Genomic DNA, 15577 nt, shown 5'->3' on the forward strand with positions numbered 1-15577 from the left:
ATGTGTTCGACGCCGACCTGTCGCGCAGGTACGTGACGCGGCGGCGAACATGACCGGATGACACCGCGGTTGATGCCGATCATCGCTGCCACGGACGGCCCTGTTGCTGGGGTTGCCCAGGCACGCTGGATGAGCGCTCGAAAGCGCGGTGGCACGCCGTACAGCCAGGCGCCGTGTGACCGGTTGGCCCGCCAGATGATCGATCAAGGTGCGACCGGACACGCGGGGCGAGACCAGATGACCCTCGTACCATCGGGTACGAGGTGCACGGACGATGCCCCCGCGTCGGCCGCGTCACTCCCGTACCGGGGAAGGACGCGCCCGGGGGCCCGAGGAGACTTCGTGGCCGAAAAAGAGCCGCTGGACACAACACAACAGGATGCCGATCAATTGCCGGAGCGAATTCGAGTTCATGCACTGGCCAAACGGTTGGGAGTGACCAGCAAACGCATCCTGGCCAAACTGGCCGAGCTGGGCGCCGAGGCGCGCAGCGTTCAATCCAATGTCGACCGCTCGGTCGCCGAGACGGTGCGCGACTCGATCGCCGCCGCTGACGCGGAATCCGGCGAACCCGAGGCGCCCGCGCCCACCACGCGCGCGAAGAAGCGCGCTGCGTCCACCCCCGTCGCCGAGCAGCCGGCCGACACCACGGCGGCGCCCGCGTCGCTGTTCTCCGCGCCCCACGTCGCGGGCACCAATGAGGTGTTCGCAGCGATGCGCGAGGACGCGCACACCGACCTGTTCACCCACCGGTCGTCCGAAACCCCCGTGCGGTCCGAGCCCGCGACCTTCGAGGCGCCCGCTTCGGTGGGCATGCCGCTGTTCCTGCCGCCGGATGCCACCGCCGCGGAGGAGGCCCGCAAGCGCCGTCGCGCCGAGCGGACCCCCAAGCGGGAAGAGCCCGTCGCGCCGCCGGTCGAGGAGATCGAGCCCGAGGCCGAGGTCACCGAGGAATCCGCCGAGGTCACCGACGACGACAACGATGCCGACGGCCAGCCCCGTCGCCGCCGCCGTGGTCGTCGTGGTCGCGGTCGTGGTCGCGGCGAGCAGTCCGCCGACGGTGAGGACACCGACTCCGACGACGACGACACCGACGAGGCCGAGCAGCCGGCCGCGCGGGTCACCGACGAGGCCGAAGAGGCCGAAGACACCGAATCCGACACCGACGACGAAGACGGCACCTCCGACGGCGCGAGCCGTCGGCGCCGTCGGCGTCGCCGCCGCAAGGTCGGCGGTGAGTCCGCTGACGCCGAGGCGGCCACCGAAGACGATCCGCCGAACACCGTCGTGCACGAGCGCGAGCCCCGCAACAAGCGTCGCGAACGTTCCAGCTCGAACAATAACCCCGACGAAGTGCAGGGCATCTCCGGGTCTACCCGCCTGGAGGCCAAGCGTCAGCGCCGCCGCGACGGCCGGGAAGCCGGGCGTCGCCGTCCGCCGATCCTGACCGAGTCGGAGTTCCTGGCCCGCCGCGAGGCGGTCGACCGGGTGATGGTCGTGCGCGAGAAGGCGTTCGATCCGGCCGAGCACGCGCCGGGTCACCAGACCACCACCCAGGTGGCGGTCCTCGAGGACAACATTCTCGTCGAGCACTTCGTGACCAGTTCCGGTCAGGCGTCGATGGTGGGCAATGTCTACCTCGGCAAGGTGCAGAACGTGCTGCCCAGCATGGAAGCGGCGTTCATCGACATCGGCCGCGGCCGCAACGGTGTGCTCTACGCCGGTGAGGTGAACTGGGAAGCCGCCGGTCTCGGTGGTCGCGAGCGCAAGATCGAGCAGGCGCTCAAGCCCGGCGATCAGGTGCTGGTGCAGGTGTCCAAGGACCCGGTTGGTCACAAGGGCGCCCGCTTGACCACCCAGATCTCCCTCGCCGGCCGGTTCCTGGTGTACGTGCCCGGTGGCACGTCGACCGGGATCAGCCGCAAGCTGCCCGATACCGAGCGCAAGCGGCTCAAGGAGATCCTGCGCGACATCGTGCCGTCCGATGCCGGGGTGATCATCCGGACCGCGTCCGAAGGTGTGAGCGAGCCCGAACTGGCCCGCGACGTCGAGCGGCTGCAGGCTGCCTGGCGCACCATCGAAGAGGCCGCCGCCAAGGAGACCAACGCACCGAAGGCGCTCTACGAAGAGCCCGACATGCTGGTCAAGGTCATCCGCGACCTGTTCAACGAGGACTTCGTCAAGCTGGTCATCGAAGGTGACCGCGCGTGGAGCACCGTCGAGACCTACGTCCGCACCGTCGCGCCCGACCTGCTGGCGCGGGTCAACCGGCACGAGAACAACGGTGTCGACGTGTTCGACGCCTTCCGGATCGACGAGCAGCTGGCCAAGGCACTCGATCGCAAGGTGTGGCTGCCCTCGGGCGGCACCCTGGTGATCGACCGCACCGAGGCGATGACCGTCGTCGACGTCAACACCGGCAAGTTCACCGGCTCCGGCTCGTCGAACCTCGAGGAGACCGTCACCAAGAACAACCTGGAAGCGGCCGAGGAGATCGTGCGCCAGATGCGGCTGCGCGATATCGGCGGCATGATCGTCGTCGACTTCATCGACATGGTCCTCGAATCCAACCGTGACCTGGTGCTGCGTCGTCTCACCGAGGCACTCGGACGCGACCGCACCCGCCACCAGGTGTCGGAAGTCACCTCGCTGGGCCTGGTCCAGATGACGCGCAAGAAGCTGGGCACCGGCCTGGTCGAGGCGTTCTCCACCACCTGTGAGCACTGCCACGGTCGCGGCATTCTCGTGCACTCCTACCCGGTGGATTCCGGGTCGGGCGTCGAGGAGCTGCGGTCGAAGGAGAGCGGTTCGCGCCGTCGCCGCGGCAAGGACCGCGACAAGCCCGCCGTCGCGGCACCGGCGACCAACGGCACCGCACCGGCCGCCGAACACGCCGAGGAGGACATCGCGGTCAAGCGTGCCCACCCGGTCGTGCTCGCGATGACAGGTCATCACGACGACGAGCACACCGACGAGCACATCGAGGTCGTCGAGGAAGCGCCCGCCGAGCCGACGAGGTCGCGCCGGTCACGGTCGCGCCGGTCGGGCCGTGGTGCCGCTGCCGCGAGCACCGAGGCGAGCACCGAGGGTCCGCTCACCGGGGTCATCTCCGGCGAGCAGGCGGCGGCCGAGGTCGAGGAGGACGAGGTGAGCTCGGCCCCGGCCGACAGCGCCGCGGTCGCCGAGACGCCGGTCATCGAGGACGCACAGCCCGAATCGGCCGTGGCTGCCGAGCTCGAACCGACTCCGGTCGCCGAGCCCGAACCTGCTGCTGCTGTCGAGCCCGAACCGGTTGTGCCCGCCGAGGAACCCGCCCCGCGGGCACCTCGGAGGCGTCGCGTAGCCCGGTCGACGGCAGCACCCGCACCGGACAGCGCGGGAGCCGTGTTCGTCGTGTCGGCGAACGAACAGCCGCCCGCGGCGGCCGTCGTGGACTTCGCCGCGGAACCCGTTGTCGTCCCGGAACGCAAGCCGCGCCGTCGCGCGGTGGGTCGTCCCGCGGGCGCACCGGCGGATTCGAAGTAGCTCGATGCTTGCGTGCGCGGATCCGTTCGCGCACGCAAGCCCTCGATTCGGCCTCTGACCGGCCGAATTGGGGGAGTGCATATCGCTCTGGTAACCTAGGTCGGTCGCTGCCCAGTGATTGAGCATCTGGCCGAACAGGCCGGGTGTATACCGCAGGCAGCAAACGTTCTTCCCCCGCTCTGCGGGGATGAGCCCAGAAATACGCGTCGCAGCTGCGGCGTGGACATGTGCAGAACCGATGTGAGTGGAGGAAGCCGACCGATGGCAGCGTACGCAATCGTCAAGACCGGCGGAAAGCAGTACAAGGTCGCGGTCGGTGACCTGGTGAAGGTCGAGAAGATCGAGGGTCCCGTCGGCACCGCCGTGGCGCTGACCCCGGTTCTCGTCGTCGACGGCACCGATCTGACCACCGACGCCGACAAGCTGGCCAAGATCTCCGTGGCCGCTGAGGTCATCGACCAGACCAAGGGCCCGAAGATCCGGATCCACAAGTTCAAGAACAAGACCGGCTACCACAAGCGCCAGGGTCACCGTCAGCCGCTGACGGTCATCAAGGTCACCGGCATCAAGTAAGAATTTTCCCGAGGAGACGAAGCAATGGCACATAAGAAGGGCGCATCCAGCTCCCGGAACGGCCGCGATTCGAACGCCCAGCGCCTCGGCGTGAAGCGTTTCGGCGGCCAGAAGGTCAGCGCGGGCGAGATCCTGGTCCGTCAGCGTGGAACCCACTTCCACCCGGGCGTGAACGTCGGCCGTGGTGGCGACGACACGCTGTTCGCCCTCGAGGCGGGCGCGGTCGAGTTCGGCACCAAGCGTGGCCGCAAGACCGTCAACATCGTCGTACCGGAGCCGGTCCAGGCCTGACCGCCTGGAGCGTCAGCTCCCCACGGACACCAGAGCGGGTCAGGGATTTCCTGACCCGCTCTGTCGTGTTCGCCCCACCCTTACCGAAAACGACAAGTCAGAAGGAGGAGGATCAACCCATGTCCAAATTCATCGACCGCGTCGTGCTGCATGTTCGTGCCGGTAGAGGTGGACACGGTTGCGCCTCGGTGCATCGTGAGAAGTTCAAGCCGCTCGGCGGGCCCGACGGCGGCAACGGCGGCAGCGGTGGCGACGTGATCCTAGAGGTCGACGCCAACGTCCACACCCTGCTCGATTTCCACTTCCACCCCAACGCCAAAGCAGGCAACGGCAAGCCGGGCGAGGGCAGCAACCGGGAGGGCAAGAACGGCGCCGATCTGGTGCTGCAGGTCCCCGACGGCACGGTCGTCGTCGATGACGACGGCAAGGTGGTCTGCGACCTCGTCGGCGCGGGCAACCGATTCATCATCGCCCGTGGCGGCCGCGGTGGCCTCGGCAACGCCTCGCTGGCGTCGAAGGCCCGCAAGGCGCCCGGTTTCGCGCTGCTCGGTGAAGAGGGCGACGAGGTCGATGTCGTTCTCGAGCTGAAGTCGGTCGCCGACGTCGGACTGGTCGGTTTCCCCTCCGCGGGCAAGTCGTCGCTGGTCTCGGTGCTGTCCGCGGCAAAGCCGAAGATCGCCGACTACCCGTTCACCACGCTGGTTCCCAACCTGGGCGTCGTGCTGTCCGGTGACACGACCTTCACCATCGCCGACGTGCCCGGCCTGATCCCCGGCGCCAGCGAAGGCCGCGGCCTCGGCCTGGACTTCCTGCGCCACATCGAACGCTGCGCGGTGCTCGCCCACGTCGTCGACTGCGCGACCCTGGAACCCGGCCGCGACCCGGTCTCCGACGTCGACGCGCTCGAAGCCGAGCTCGCCGCCTACAAGCCCGCTTTGTCCGGTGACGCCAGCCTCGGTGATCTGGCCGACCGCCCGCGCGTGGTGATCCTCAACAAGACCGACGTGCCCGATGCGGCCGAGCTGGCCGAAATGGTGTCCGCCGAGTTCGCCGAACGTGGCTGGCCGGTGTTCGAGATCTCCGCCGTGAGCCGCGCGGGCCTGCGCCCGTTGACTTTCGCGCTGGCCGACATGGTTCGTCAGTATCGCGAGGATCACCCCAAGGCCGCGCCAAAGCGCACCATCATCCGCCCGATCGCGACCGACGAGACCGGTTTCAGTGTCATCGCAGACCCGGAGGAGGCGGGTGGTTTCATCGTGCGTGGCACTCGCCCCGAGCGCTGGATTCGCCAGACCGATTTCAACAACGACGAAGCCGTCGGCTACCTGGCCGACCGGTTGGCTCGCCTCGGTGTCGAAGCCGAGCTGGTCAAGCAGGGTGCCAAGCAGGGTTGCCCGGTCACCATCGCCGGTGTCACCTTCGAGTGGGAGCCGATGATCTCGGCGGGTGTCGATATGCAGCCGACCGGCCGCGGTACCGACCTCCGACTGGAGACCAACGACCGAATCGGTGCGGCCGAGCGCAAGCTCGCCTCGCAGGCGCGGCGTGGACTGCTCGATGAAAACGGTGAACGCAAAGAGTGAGGTGGGTACCTAGGGCCGTGCCAGCGATGGTGTGGATGTCGGCGTTGGCCCAGTCATCGTCGCGCCCGGCGAAAATGGCTGTCGGGCGTGACTGTTGGATCGGCATACTGCGATGGTTGGCGAGGTAGCTCGGTGATCGTGGTGCAGGGAGTTGGGCGATGCAGGTGGATTCGGAGCTGAATCATTCGGAGCTGAGTCAGGGACGCGCGGCGATCGTGTCGGCGCGCACCGTCGTGGTGAAGATCGGTTCGTCGGCGTTGACCAGCCTCGAAGGCGGCCTCGACACCGGCCGACTCGATCTGCTGGCCGACGCGGTCGAAGCGCGGATGCGGGCGGGTTCGGATGTGGTGGTCGTGTCCTCGGGCGCGATCGGCGCGGGACTCGCACCGCTCGGGCTGTCGAAGCGGCCCAAGGATCTGGCCACCAAGCAGGCCGCGGCCAGTGTCGGCCAGCTGGCCCTCGCTCATGCCTGGGGAACCTCGTTCGCCCGCTATGGCCGCACGGTCGGTCAAATCCTGCTCTCCGCAGACGATTTCGCCCGCCGCGAGCATCACCGCAACGCCCAGCGCACCCTCGATCGGTTGCGCTCGCTGGGCGCGATCGCGGTGGTGAACGAGAACGACACGGTCGCTACCGAGGAGATCCGCTTCGGCGACAATGACCGCCTCGCCGCCCTCGTCGCGCATTTGGTGGGCGCCGACGCACTGATTCTGCTGTCGGATGTGGCAGGCCTCTACGACGGTGACCCGCGCAAGGGTGCCGCCAACTTCATTCCCGAGGTGCGCGGCAGCGCCGACCTCGACGGTGTCATCGCGGGCAGCGGTGGCGCGCTCGGCACCGGTGGCATGGCTTCCAAACTGTCCGCCGCCCGTCTCGCTGCTGACGCGGGCATTCCCGTTCTGTTGGCCTCGGCTGCCGACGCTTCGTCCGCTCTTACCGATGGGGCCGTTGGCACTGCGTTCGCCGCCCGCCCGATTCGGCTGTCCGGGCGTAAGTTCTGGGTTCGCCATGCCGCTGATCCTCGCGGTGCGGTGCTGCTCGATGCGGGGGCTGTCGATGCGGTAGGTCAACGGCACTCGCTGTTGGCCGCGGGCATCGTCGGTATCCGTGGTCGGTTCTTCGGTGGTGATGTGGTTGATCTGGTCAGCCCTGATGGCGAGGTTGTTGCGCGGGGGGTTATCGAGTACGACAGCACTGAAGTCATGTCCATGCTCGGGCGTTCTACTACTGATCTTCCCGACACCATGCAGCGTCCGGTGATTCACGCGGATGATCTGGTCAAGGTCTGAAGCGAGACTTCGTGCTGTCACGTGGTTTACAGCTGTGGGTCGGTGAAGAGATGACCGGGGTTTGAGTAGTCCGGGGGGCGCTGGCTGTGTTTATTGGCGCGCTGGCGCGCGCGTGTCCGCGGCCCCGAGGGGCCGCCGGTCAGGCACCGTTGCTTGCTCCTTCGTCGCCTACGCAACGGCGCCTGACCGGCGACCCGGCCGCGGACCGGCCACTTCGTGGCCGCCGCTCCCTATGGGTCGCGGGTGCGGGGTTGGGAGTGCGGTCATGGCGGATTTGGGGTGAACGGTCTACCGCTGTTGTGGCACGACGCCTGGTTGATCGGTTTCCGGCGGGGGTGGCTTCGGGGTGGCGGGCTGGGAGGGGGATACGTCGGCACCGGGGACCGGGCCGGTGACGCCGGGCTGGCCGCCTGGGTCGGACATGTCGGGCATGCCTGGTAGCGGGAGTGGTTGTGGCGCTTGGCGTCCGGGTGGGGCTGGTGAGGCAGGGAGCTCCGAGGTCGGGGCGGGGACGTTCGGCTGGGCGGGTGGTTCCGGTGGGGGCGCTGGGGCTTGCGGTGGCGTCGGCTCGGTGGCTGGCGGCTGGGGTGACGTCGAGACCGGCGGCGGTGCGGGTAGCTCTGTGGTCGGTGGCTTCGGTGTCGGAGGGTTCGAATCCTGCTGTGTCGGTAGCTGGCTCGGCTGCGAGGGCGGGGGAGCGGGTGTCTCGCTGGGCGAACTCGGCGGGGGAGTGGTCGGCGCCTGGCTCTGGGGTGCGGGCGGCTCGGTGGTGGGAGCGGGTGCTTCCGGCGATGGCGCAGGCGACTCGGACGATGGCGCGGGCGGTTCGGACGATGGCGCGGGCGGTTCGGTGGTGGGAGTGGGTGCTTCCGGCGATGGCGCGGGCGGCTCGGTCGACGGTGCGGGGGCTTCGGTGGTGGGAGTGGGTGCTTCCGTCGAAGGTGCGGGCGGCTCGGTCGACGGTGCGGGCGGTTCGGTGGTGGGAGTGGGGGTCTCCGGTGTCGGGGGCTGTGGAGTGGAGCCCTGATCCTGGGGCGCGGGGCTTTCCGTGGGGGCGGGAGTTCGGGCGGCGGGGTCTTCGCCTGGTGTCGCAGTGGTGCCGGGTGCCGGAGCATCGCCGGATTCCGGGGTCTGTGGCGATTCCGGCGAACTGCTTTGTGGTGCAGGGGGGTTCGTGCTGGGGCTCGGCGTCGACCCGTTGCCCTGCGCGGGTGCGCCACCTCGACCCGAGGGTGACTCCGTCTCTCCGGGCGCGGTGGGCAGCGCTGGGACACCGGTTCCGGCAAGCGAATACGCCGGCTTGTAGATCATGTTCATCGCCAGCAACGCTTCCTGGCGCAATGCCTCGGCCGCCATCTGCGCGTCGATCACCCGCGCGCTCTCCAGCAGGCGGGCGATCGCCCCGATCGGGCCCGATCCGCCGGGTGCGACGACGGCCAACTTCACCGCTTCGGCGGCCGCGGCGACCCCACCGAGCCGGGCGCCGACTTCGGCCATCACCACCGCGAGTTCGTCGATGGAGGCGGCGAAGCTGCGGGTGCTCGCAGCGGCGGCGTCGGCGGCGGGACCGGACCAGCCGGTTTCGTCGATCACCCGGTCGGCGCCGGATCTGGTCAGTGGCATCGAGGTGGTGAGGGTGGCGGCGGTCTCCAGCCAGGTGATCGACGCGCCGAGAACGGCACCGGCGTCGATCTCCTGGGCACGCGCGTAGATCTGTTCGTGCGGCATGGATTCGAAATGTTCCATCGCACTGATGTAGGTGGGATCGGTACTCATCCGCGCACCCTCGTGTCGACGGCGCGCAGGGCGGCGGCCGCGGCGGCATCGGCTTCCTCGTAGAGGCCCGCGCTGAGCAGGAATGCCTCTTTCATCCGGTAGGCCGCCTCGATGTAGCGGTCGAGCAGTTCGGCGGCGTCGCGTGCCTTGTGCGCGAAACCCGCCTGCAGCTGCTGGGCGGAGACGAATCCGCCGAATCCGGCTGTCTCGGCGGCAGTTTCGAGTCCATGACGCAACTGGGCGAGGTGTTCGGCCTGCTGTTCGTAGAGGTCGGCGCACTGGCGTGCGGCTTCGGGGTCGAATGTCAGTGTCCCCGCCGCGGCGGCACTGCGGAACCGGGAGATCTCGGCTCTGCTGCTCTCGATCGTCATCGCGTCTCCCCTCCAGATGATGCGGTGGAGTCCAGGTTAGCCGGACCTTCTGCTGTGCGAACTGTGCGCAGGCACCAACCTTCGCTGCAACTGTGCGGCCAGTTGACCAGTTGACGCGGGCACCACGTGCACGGTCTCGCCCGCTCGCAGCAGGTAGCGACCGTCATCGGCCACGTCGATCCAGCTGTAGTGCACCGGCGGGTTCGGCACCGTGTGGTCGAGGCCGGTTTCGATGCGGATATGGCCCTCGGCGGTGTGCGGTCTGCGCAATAATCGCTGGATGCGTGGCACCGCGGGGTGGGTGGCGCGCACGGTTTCCTCGTCGCGCACCGCCTCGGTCGCGGCTTCGCGCGCGGGTTCGCGGCCGGGCGGAGTATCGGGCAGACAGGACGCGACGCGAGCGCCGATCCCGGCGCTGTGCCCGATCGAAACACGCACGCTGCCACCGTAATCGGGCCGGGTACTCGGTTCCTGTACCAGCAGCACCGCGTGGTCGTACACCGCGCAGGCGAGGAGCCGGATTTCGCTGCCGGGGGTGTGGGCGCCACCGACGAGCACCACCCTGGCATGCGGTTCGGCGAGGATCCGCAGGCAGGCGGCGAGGTCGGGGTCGCTCCCGGGTAGTCGGTCGTGCAGGCCCGCGCGCAATCGGGCGGCGTCGTTCTCGGTGCGCGGTGATTCGAGCACACGCAGCGGAAACGGCATGCGATCGCGACCCGATTCCCGCCAGACGTGCGCGAATTCGTCAGCGGTGAAGGTCCATCTCATTGCCGATCCCATCCATACCGAACCAGGACGAGAACAGACTAACCGGCGTGTCCACTTTCGGCTTGCCGTTCACCCGCCGAACCTTTCGAACCGAAACTTGTGGCGCTATGAGTACCTCGGATGAGTATTTCGGCGGACGCTCAGGTCGGAAAACCCTTCTACGTTCATGACTGACCCCATCGAAGGGAGCGGTCATGTCCGATATCAGGCGGCGCGCGCGACTACTCACCACGGCGCTGGCGGCGGCGCTGGTCCTCGCCTCCGCGGCCGCGTGCGGCGACGATTCCGGCCCGAAGACCTATTACGGCGACGAGCGGTCCATGGGCAACGGCCAGATCCGCACCTACGTGACCACCGATGAGGACGGCCATCCCACCGAACTCGGCCTGCGCATCCAGGAGTCAGCCCTGGAAGGACTGCCGATGCCCGCCGCGATGCCAGAAGGTCCACCACCGGCCAGCCCCGGCATGGCGTTCCCGAAGGAAGCCGAGGGCACGGTGGTCAACCATCTCACCTTCTGGCTGGGTAAATTCGGTGCGGCACTGGAATGATCCGGATGCGGCACGCACCGAACTGGGCACCGCCGCCCGGACGGCCCGGGCGATCGGGGCCCCGGGTTTCGCCGTGGAAGCCGATTGCGAGCTCGCCGAGCTGCTACTGCGCCGCGCCGACACGGCCGAGGCGGTCACCCTCGCAAAAAGGGCTCTGCCGCAAGCGGTCTCCTACGGCATGCGGCCGTGGGCGGATCGTCTTCGGGTCGTGGCCGCCCGCGAAAGCAATTGCGCCGCACTGACACCGCGCGAACGCGAGGTGGCCGCCCTGGTGACACGCGGCCTCACCAATCACGAGATCGCCAGTGCCCTGGTACTTTCCGACCGCACCGCGCAGAACCATGTCCAGCACATTCTCACCAAACTCGGCTTCGCGAAACGCAGCCAGATAGCCGCCTGGGTGAGCGGCCGAATCCCTCAGTAGCCGCGCGCGGTCTCGACGATCGCGTCCAGCGGCTCGCCCGCGACGAACCGCGCCACATTCGCCCCGACATGATCGGCGAACGCCGCCAACCGCAGCTGCGGCGGGTTCGAATCGTGCGGGGTGATGATCGCGTTCGGCAATGTCCACAGCGGGTGCCCGTCGGGCAGCGGCTCCGGGTCGGTGACGTCGAGTCCGGCGCCACCGATCAATCCGCCGGTCAGCGCGTCGACCAGCGCGGCGGTGTCGATCAGGCTGCCGCGGGCCACATTGATCACCCACGACGACGGCTTGAGCCGGGCGAGTTCGTCCGCGCCGATGAGGTGGCGGGTCTGCGCGGTGGCCGGGGCCGCGACCACCACATGATCGGTGTGCGACCACACCCGTGCGAGCTGATCGGCGGGCACCGTCTCCACGTCGGACGGGATGCCCGCACCCTCGACCCGGCGTCCCGATCGGTTCACCGCGATCACATGCGCACCCAGCGGCGCCAGCATCGGGATCAACGCGCGCCCGATCCCACCCGCGCCGACGATCGTCACGGTCTTTCCCCGCAACGACCCGATATGCGGGAAGAACTCACGCTGCTGCCACGACGTCGCCCGCAAGTGCTCGGGCAGATACCGCACCCCGGCCAGCAACATCATCAGCGCGTGTTCGGCGACACTGTGCGAGAACGCGCCTGCCGCGGAAGTGAACCGAACATCCGGGTGCGCGGTGAACACGCCCGCGTCGAAGAAGTCCTCGATCCCCGCGGCGGGCAGCTGTACCCAGCGCACCGACGACGGCAGGGTCGCCGGGAAGTCGCCGGGCTTGCCCAGCCAGATCAGTGCGTCGGCCTCCGCGAGCTCACCGACCCGAGCGCCCGCCCCGACTACCGCTTTCTCGAGCAAACGCGGCGCCTGCTGATCCGGGGCGATCGCGATCGTGGTCGCGGATTCCTGCACAGAGACCTCCTGGGTCGATCGGTGAGTCTGCGCCGCGGTACGCGGCTTCAACGGTTATAGGCACCGCGCGCGGTCCCGGCCCTTGATTCTTCCTCGTCGCTGTCGCCGCCGCCGCCGCGCCCTCCCTGTCCCATCCTGTGCGCGGCCGACGACCATGAGTTCTCGCCTGACGCGCGCTGACCGGATGGTCGCGACGCTCATCGGTCGGCGGCTCGCCGCATCATGGTTTCGGACGGTGTCGGACCTGGACGGTTCACGATTCGTCGAGGTCGACGGGCTCTTCGGTGCCGTGCCGATCGGCCAGTTCCAGCAGGGGTGCGATGTCGAAGACGGCCTTGTCCATGTCGGCCTGCAGGTCGCCGAGCTCGGCATAGCGGGCAGGCACGGTTCGGACAGTGAAGTCCCGCGGGACGATGTCGTCGATCTCGGTCCAGCGAACCGGCGTCGACACGGTCGCTTCCGGTACCCCACGCACGGAGTAGGCGGCGGCGATGGTGTGGTCGCGCGCGTTCTGGTTGTAGTCGACGAACAACTGCGCGGGATCGCGATCCTTGCGCCACCAGGCCGTGGTGACATCCTCGGGCGCGCGACGCTCCACTTCCTGCGCGAACGCGAGCGCGGCCCGTCGAACCTGCGCGAACCCGTACTCCGGCGCGATCCGCACATACACGTGCAACCCGGACCCGCCGGAGGTCTTGGGCCAGCCGACCGCCCCGAGCTCGTCGAGCACCTCGTGCACCACCCCGGCGACCCGCTGCACCCGTGACCACGGGCAGTCCGGCATCGGATCGAGATCGATGCGCCACTCATCGGGTGACTCGGTATCGGAGGCGCGCGAATTCCAGGGATGGAACTCCACCGTGGACATCTGCACAGCCCAGATCACGTCCGCGAGCTCCCGCACACACAGCTCGTCGGCATGCCTGCCGTAGCGCGGGAAATACACGCGCACCGTCGGAATCCAGTCCGGCGCACCTGCGGGCACCCGCTTCTGGTGCACCTTCCCACCGGCAAGTCCCTTGGGGAATCGGTGCAGCATGCACGGTCGGTCGCGCAGCGCGTTGACGATCCCGTCCCCGACACCGAGGTAGTACTGCACGAGGTCGAGCTTGGTCAGGCCGAGCTCGGGAAAATACACCCGGTCGGGATTGCTGACCCGCACCGTGTGCTCACCCACCGGAAGTTCGACCGCAGGCGCCGCAGACTTGGCCACCCGCCCCACGATAGACGAGCAGGCCCGCTCCCGGCGGGGGAGCGAGCCTGCGTCGGTCTGCGCGTTACCGGCGACTGCGCTGCGTCGGCGGCGTGTAGTAGCTCTCGGCGTAGGAATGCGCTGCCCAGCGGGACTTCTTGTCCTCGTCGCTGTCACCGCCGTGGCCGGGCCACCATGCGCGGCGCCCGAGCAGCGCGGTCACCGCGGGGGTGAAGAACAGTGCCATCACGAACGCGGCGATCGCGATGCCCACCGAGATGGCGAAGCCCATCTGCGACAGCGTGCTGTTGCCGGCCAACATCATCGAAGCGAACGTGCCCGCCAGGATGAGTCCGGCCGCGGCCACCGTCGGCCCGGTGTGCCGCACGGCCAGCGCCGCTGCCTCGCGTGGGGTGTGCCCCTCGCGGGCTTCTTCCCGCAAGCGGGCGACCATCAGGATGTTGTAGTCGGTGCCAAGCGCGACGACGAACAGGTACATGATCACCGGCAGCGTGAAGATCAGGCCGTTCTCACCCTGGATGTGCTGGAACACCAGCACCGTCGCGCCGAGGGTCGCGGCGAAGCCGAGGAACACCGAGGCCATCAGGTACCAGGGTGCGACGAGACTGCGCAGCAGCAGTGCCAACACGAGCATGATCAGGATCGCGGCCACCGGGAACACGATCGCGTAGTCGTGGTTCATCGCGTCCTCGAAGTCGACGAATATCGCGGTCATACCGCCGACCGCCGCCGTCGCCCCCGCGGGTGCCGCCTGATGCGCGATTTCGCGCAGCGGACCGGCCACTGTGTCGAGTGCGGCATCGGATTCCGGTGTGTTGGTGAGGGTCACCTGGAAGTTCGCGATCGTGCGGTCCGGTGACAGCTGCGCCTGCCCGACCTGTCCGACGCCCTCGACCTGGGTCAATGCCGTCCGGTATGTCGTGAGCTGGTCATCGCCCAGCGGCCCGCCGGGCGAGTGCAGCAGCACATCCGAGGGCTGGGTGGCACCGGCGGGCATGCCCTTGAGCAACTCGGTGGTGAAGACCACCGACTCCGAGGCGTCGGAGGTGGAACCCGAGCTCAGATCGAAGGTCGGATCGAAGCCGACCGCGAACACCCCGAGCGCTACGAGCACACCGCCGGAGGCGACGGCGAACACGCCGGGCCGCCTGCCCATCGCCGCACCGATCGCGCCGAACCGGGCACCCCGTGGCTCGACCTGCCACGCCTTCGACGGCCAGAACACCTTGGTACCGAGCAGCGAGACGATCGCGGGTACCAGTGTGAGACCGGCCAGCAGCGCCACCGCGACGGCGATCGCCAGCGCCGGACCCATCGCCCGGAACATGCCGAGGCTCGACAGCGTCAGTGCCATGAACGCGATGATCACGGCGGCCGCGGCCGAGGTGATGGCCTCACCGACGCGGGTCACGGCGTTGACCATCGCGGTCTTCGGATCGTCGCCCGCCCGCAGCCGTTCCCGGTAGCGGAACATCAGGAACAGGATGTAGTCGGTGCCGACACCGAACAGCACGACCAGCAGAATCGCGCTGATCGACGTGTCGATATCGAGGTCGAAAGCCTTGGCCGCCATGGCGATCAGGCCGCTGACCGTGCTCGAGATCGCGCCGATGGTGATCACCGGCAGCAAGGCGATGACCGGGCTGCGGAAGATGATCAGCAGCAGCACCAGGATCAGCACGATCGTGGCGATACCGATGATCGCCATGCCCTTCTCACCCTCCTCGGTCTGATCGAGGGTCTGCGCGGCCGTGCCGGTGATGCCTGCCTTCAACCCGGTATCACGCACCTGTTCCTTCAGCTGCTCGCGCAGGCTCTTCACCGCCTCGCCCTGGGTCTTGTCGGCGGCGTCGGTGAGCTTGGTCATCTGCACCGCGACAACCTGGACCAGGCGGTTCTCCGACGGCGGTGTCACCTGAATACCGGTGACACCCTTGATATTCCGTGCGGTGAGTGCGGCGGCGGCCGAGGTGACCGCGATCGAGTCGTCCTCGGTCAGCGCCGCGCCGTCCGCGCGCACCACCACGATGAGCGCGGCGGGCGCGGCGTGCTGCGGAAATGCCTGCTCCTGCAGCTTCATCGCCTGAATCGACTCGTAATGTGAAGGCAGGAACTCGGATTGGTCGGTCGTCGCGGTGAGCGTCGGCGCCGTCGACAACACGGCGACGATCGCGAGCACCCAGAGCCCGATCACTTTCCAGGGATGGTGGACGACGACGCGTCCCAGTCTGGCGAACATGGTGGTTTTTCCTTTCCCGGCAGCGGCAGC

13 protein-coding genes are annotated in these 15577 nt (G+C 68.4%); 7 read left to right on the forward strand and 6 right to left on the reverse strand.

Annotated elements, in window-relative coordinates; translation table 11 throughout:
• Window positions 1-342: 342 nt before the first annotated feature.
• The 5 genes from ACLJPD_RS23725 (at window position 343) to proB (ending at window position 7261) form a co-directional block, all read left to right on the forward strand.
• Window positions 343-3525 carry a translation initiation factor IF-2 N-terminal domain-containing protein gene (locus tag ACLJPD_RS23725; RefSeq protein ID WP_410874984.1) on the forward strand — a complete coding sequence of 1061 codons (3183 nt, stop codon included), beginning with the start codon at window positions 343-345 and terminating at the stop codon, window positions 3523-3525.
• A gap of 261 nt (window positions 3526-3786) precedes the next feature.
• A complete protein-coding gene (rplU, locus tag ACLJPD_RS23730; protein ID WP_194828727.1) occupies window positions 3787-4098 on the forward strand; it encodes a 50S ribosomal protein L21 in 312 nt (103 codons plus the stop codon).
• Between the two features lie 24 nt (window positions 4099-4122).
• Complete coding sequence (gene rpmA, locus ACLJPD_RS23735) at window positions 4123-4389, forward strand: 50S ribosomal protein L27 (RefSeq protein WP_056821498.1); 267 nt, start codon at window positions 4123-4125, stop codon at window positions 4387-4389.
• Between the two features lie 119 nt (window positions 4390-4508).
• A complete protein-coding gene (gene obgE / locus ACLJPD_RS23740) occupies window positions 4509-5972 on the forward strand; it encodes a GTPase ObgE (RefSeq protein WP_410874985.1) in 1464 nt (487 codons plus the stop codon).
• A gap of 158 nt (window positions 5973-6130) precedes the next feature.
• Window positions 6131-7261, forward strand: a complete 1131-nt coding sequence (gene proB, locus ACLJPD_RS23745; RefSeq protein WP_410874986.1) for a glutamate 5-kinase — start codon at window positions 6131-6133, stop codon at window positions 7259-7261.
• Between the two features lie 288 nt (window positions 7262-7549).
• Here the strand turns inward: proB and ACLJPD_RS23750 are convergent, their stop codons facing one another.
• From ACLJPD_RS23750 to ACLJPD_RS23760, 3 genes are read right to left on the reverse strand one after another with little or no spacing between them, the layout of a single operon-like run.
• Window positions 7550-9037 (reverse strand): hypothetical protein, encoded by a 1488-nt coding sequence (locus tag ACLJPD_RS23750; protein ID WP_410874987.1) that lies wholly within the window; start codon window positions 9035-9037, stop codon window positions 7550-7552.
• A complete protein-coding gene (locus tag ACLJPD_RS23755) occupies window positions 9034-9408 on the reverse strand; it encodes a hypothetical protein (protein ID WP_410874988.1) in 375 nt (124 codons plus the stop codon). Before ACLJPD_RS23755 ends, ACLJPD_RS23750 begins: the two co-directional genes overlap by 4 nt.
• 36 nt (window positions 9409-9444) lie before the next feature.
• Complete coding sequence (locus ACLJPD_RS23760; RefSeq protein WP_410874989.1) at window positions 9445-10176, reverse strand: ESX secretion-associated protein EspG; 732 nt, start codon at window positions 10174-10176, stop codon at window positions 9445-9447.
• Between the two features lie 194 nt (window positions 10177-10370).
• Here ACLJPD_RS23760 and ACLJPD_RS23765 point away from each other — a divergent pair, with 194 nt between their 5' ends.
• Together ACLJPD_RS23765 and ACLJPD_RS23770 are read left to right on the forward strand one after the other, a co-directional pair.
• Window positions 10371-10727 carry a DUF5602 domain-containing protein gene (locus tag ACLJPD_RS23765; protein ID WP_410874990.1) on the forward strand — a complete coding sequence of 119 codons (357 nt, stop codon included), beginning with the start codon at window positions 10371-10373 and terminating at the stop codon, window positions 10725-10727.
• Complete coding sequence (locus tag ACLJPD_RS23770; RefSeq protein ID WP_410874991.1) at window positions 10711-11151, forward strand: response regulator transcription factor; 441 nt, start codon at window positions 10711-10713, stop codon at window positions 11149-11151. Before ACLJPD_RS23765 ends, ACLJPD_RS23770 begins: the two co-directional genes overlap by 17 nt.
• On the opposite strand, the gene ACLJPD_RS23775 is transcribed toward ACLJPD_RS23770, so the two are convergent.
• The 3 genes from ACLJPD_RS23775 to ACLJPD_RS23785 all read right to left on the reverse strand — a co-directional run bounded on the left by ACLJPD_RS23775 (window position 11145) and on the right by ACLJPD_RS23785 (window position 15547).
• Window positions 11145-12095 carry a D-isomer specific 2-hydroxyacid dehydrogenase family protein gene (locus tag ACLJPD_RS23775; protein WP_410874992.1) on the reverse strand — a complete coding sequence of 317 codons (951 nt, stop codon included), beginning with the start codon at window positions 12093-12095 and terminating at the stop codon, window positions 11145-11147. The genes ACLJPD_RS23770 and ACLJPD_RS23775 overlap by 7 nt on opposite strands.
• 253 nt (window positions 12096-12348) lie before the next feature.
• Complete coding sequence (gene ligD / locus ACLJPD_RS23780; protein ID WP_410874993.1) at window positions 12349-13317, reverse strand: non-homologous end-joining DNA ligase; 969 nt, start codon at window positions 13315-13317, stop codon at window positions 12349-12351.
• Between the two features lie 55 nt (window positions 13318-13372).
• Complete coding sequence (locus ACLJPD_RS23785) at window positions 13373-15547, reverse strand: MMPL family transporter (protein ID WP_410874994.1); 2175 nt, start codon at window positions 15545-15547, stop codon at window positions 13373-13375.
• Between the last annotated feature and the right edge of the window lie 30 nt (window positions 15548-15577).

It is taken from the genome of Nocardia sp. A7, from assembly GCF_046549215.1.
Lineage (GTDB): Bacteria > Actinomycetota > Actinomycetes > Mycobacteriales > Mycobacteriaceae > Nocardia.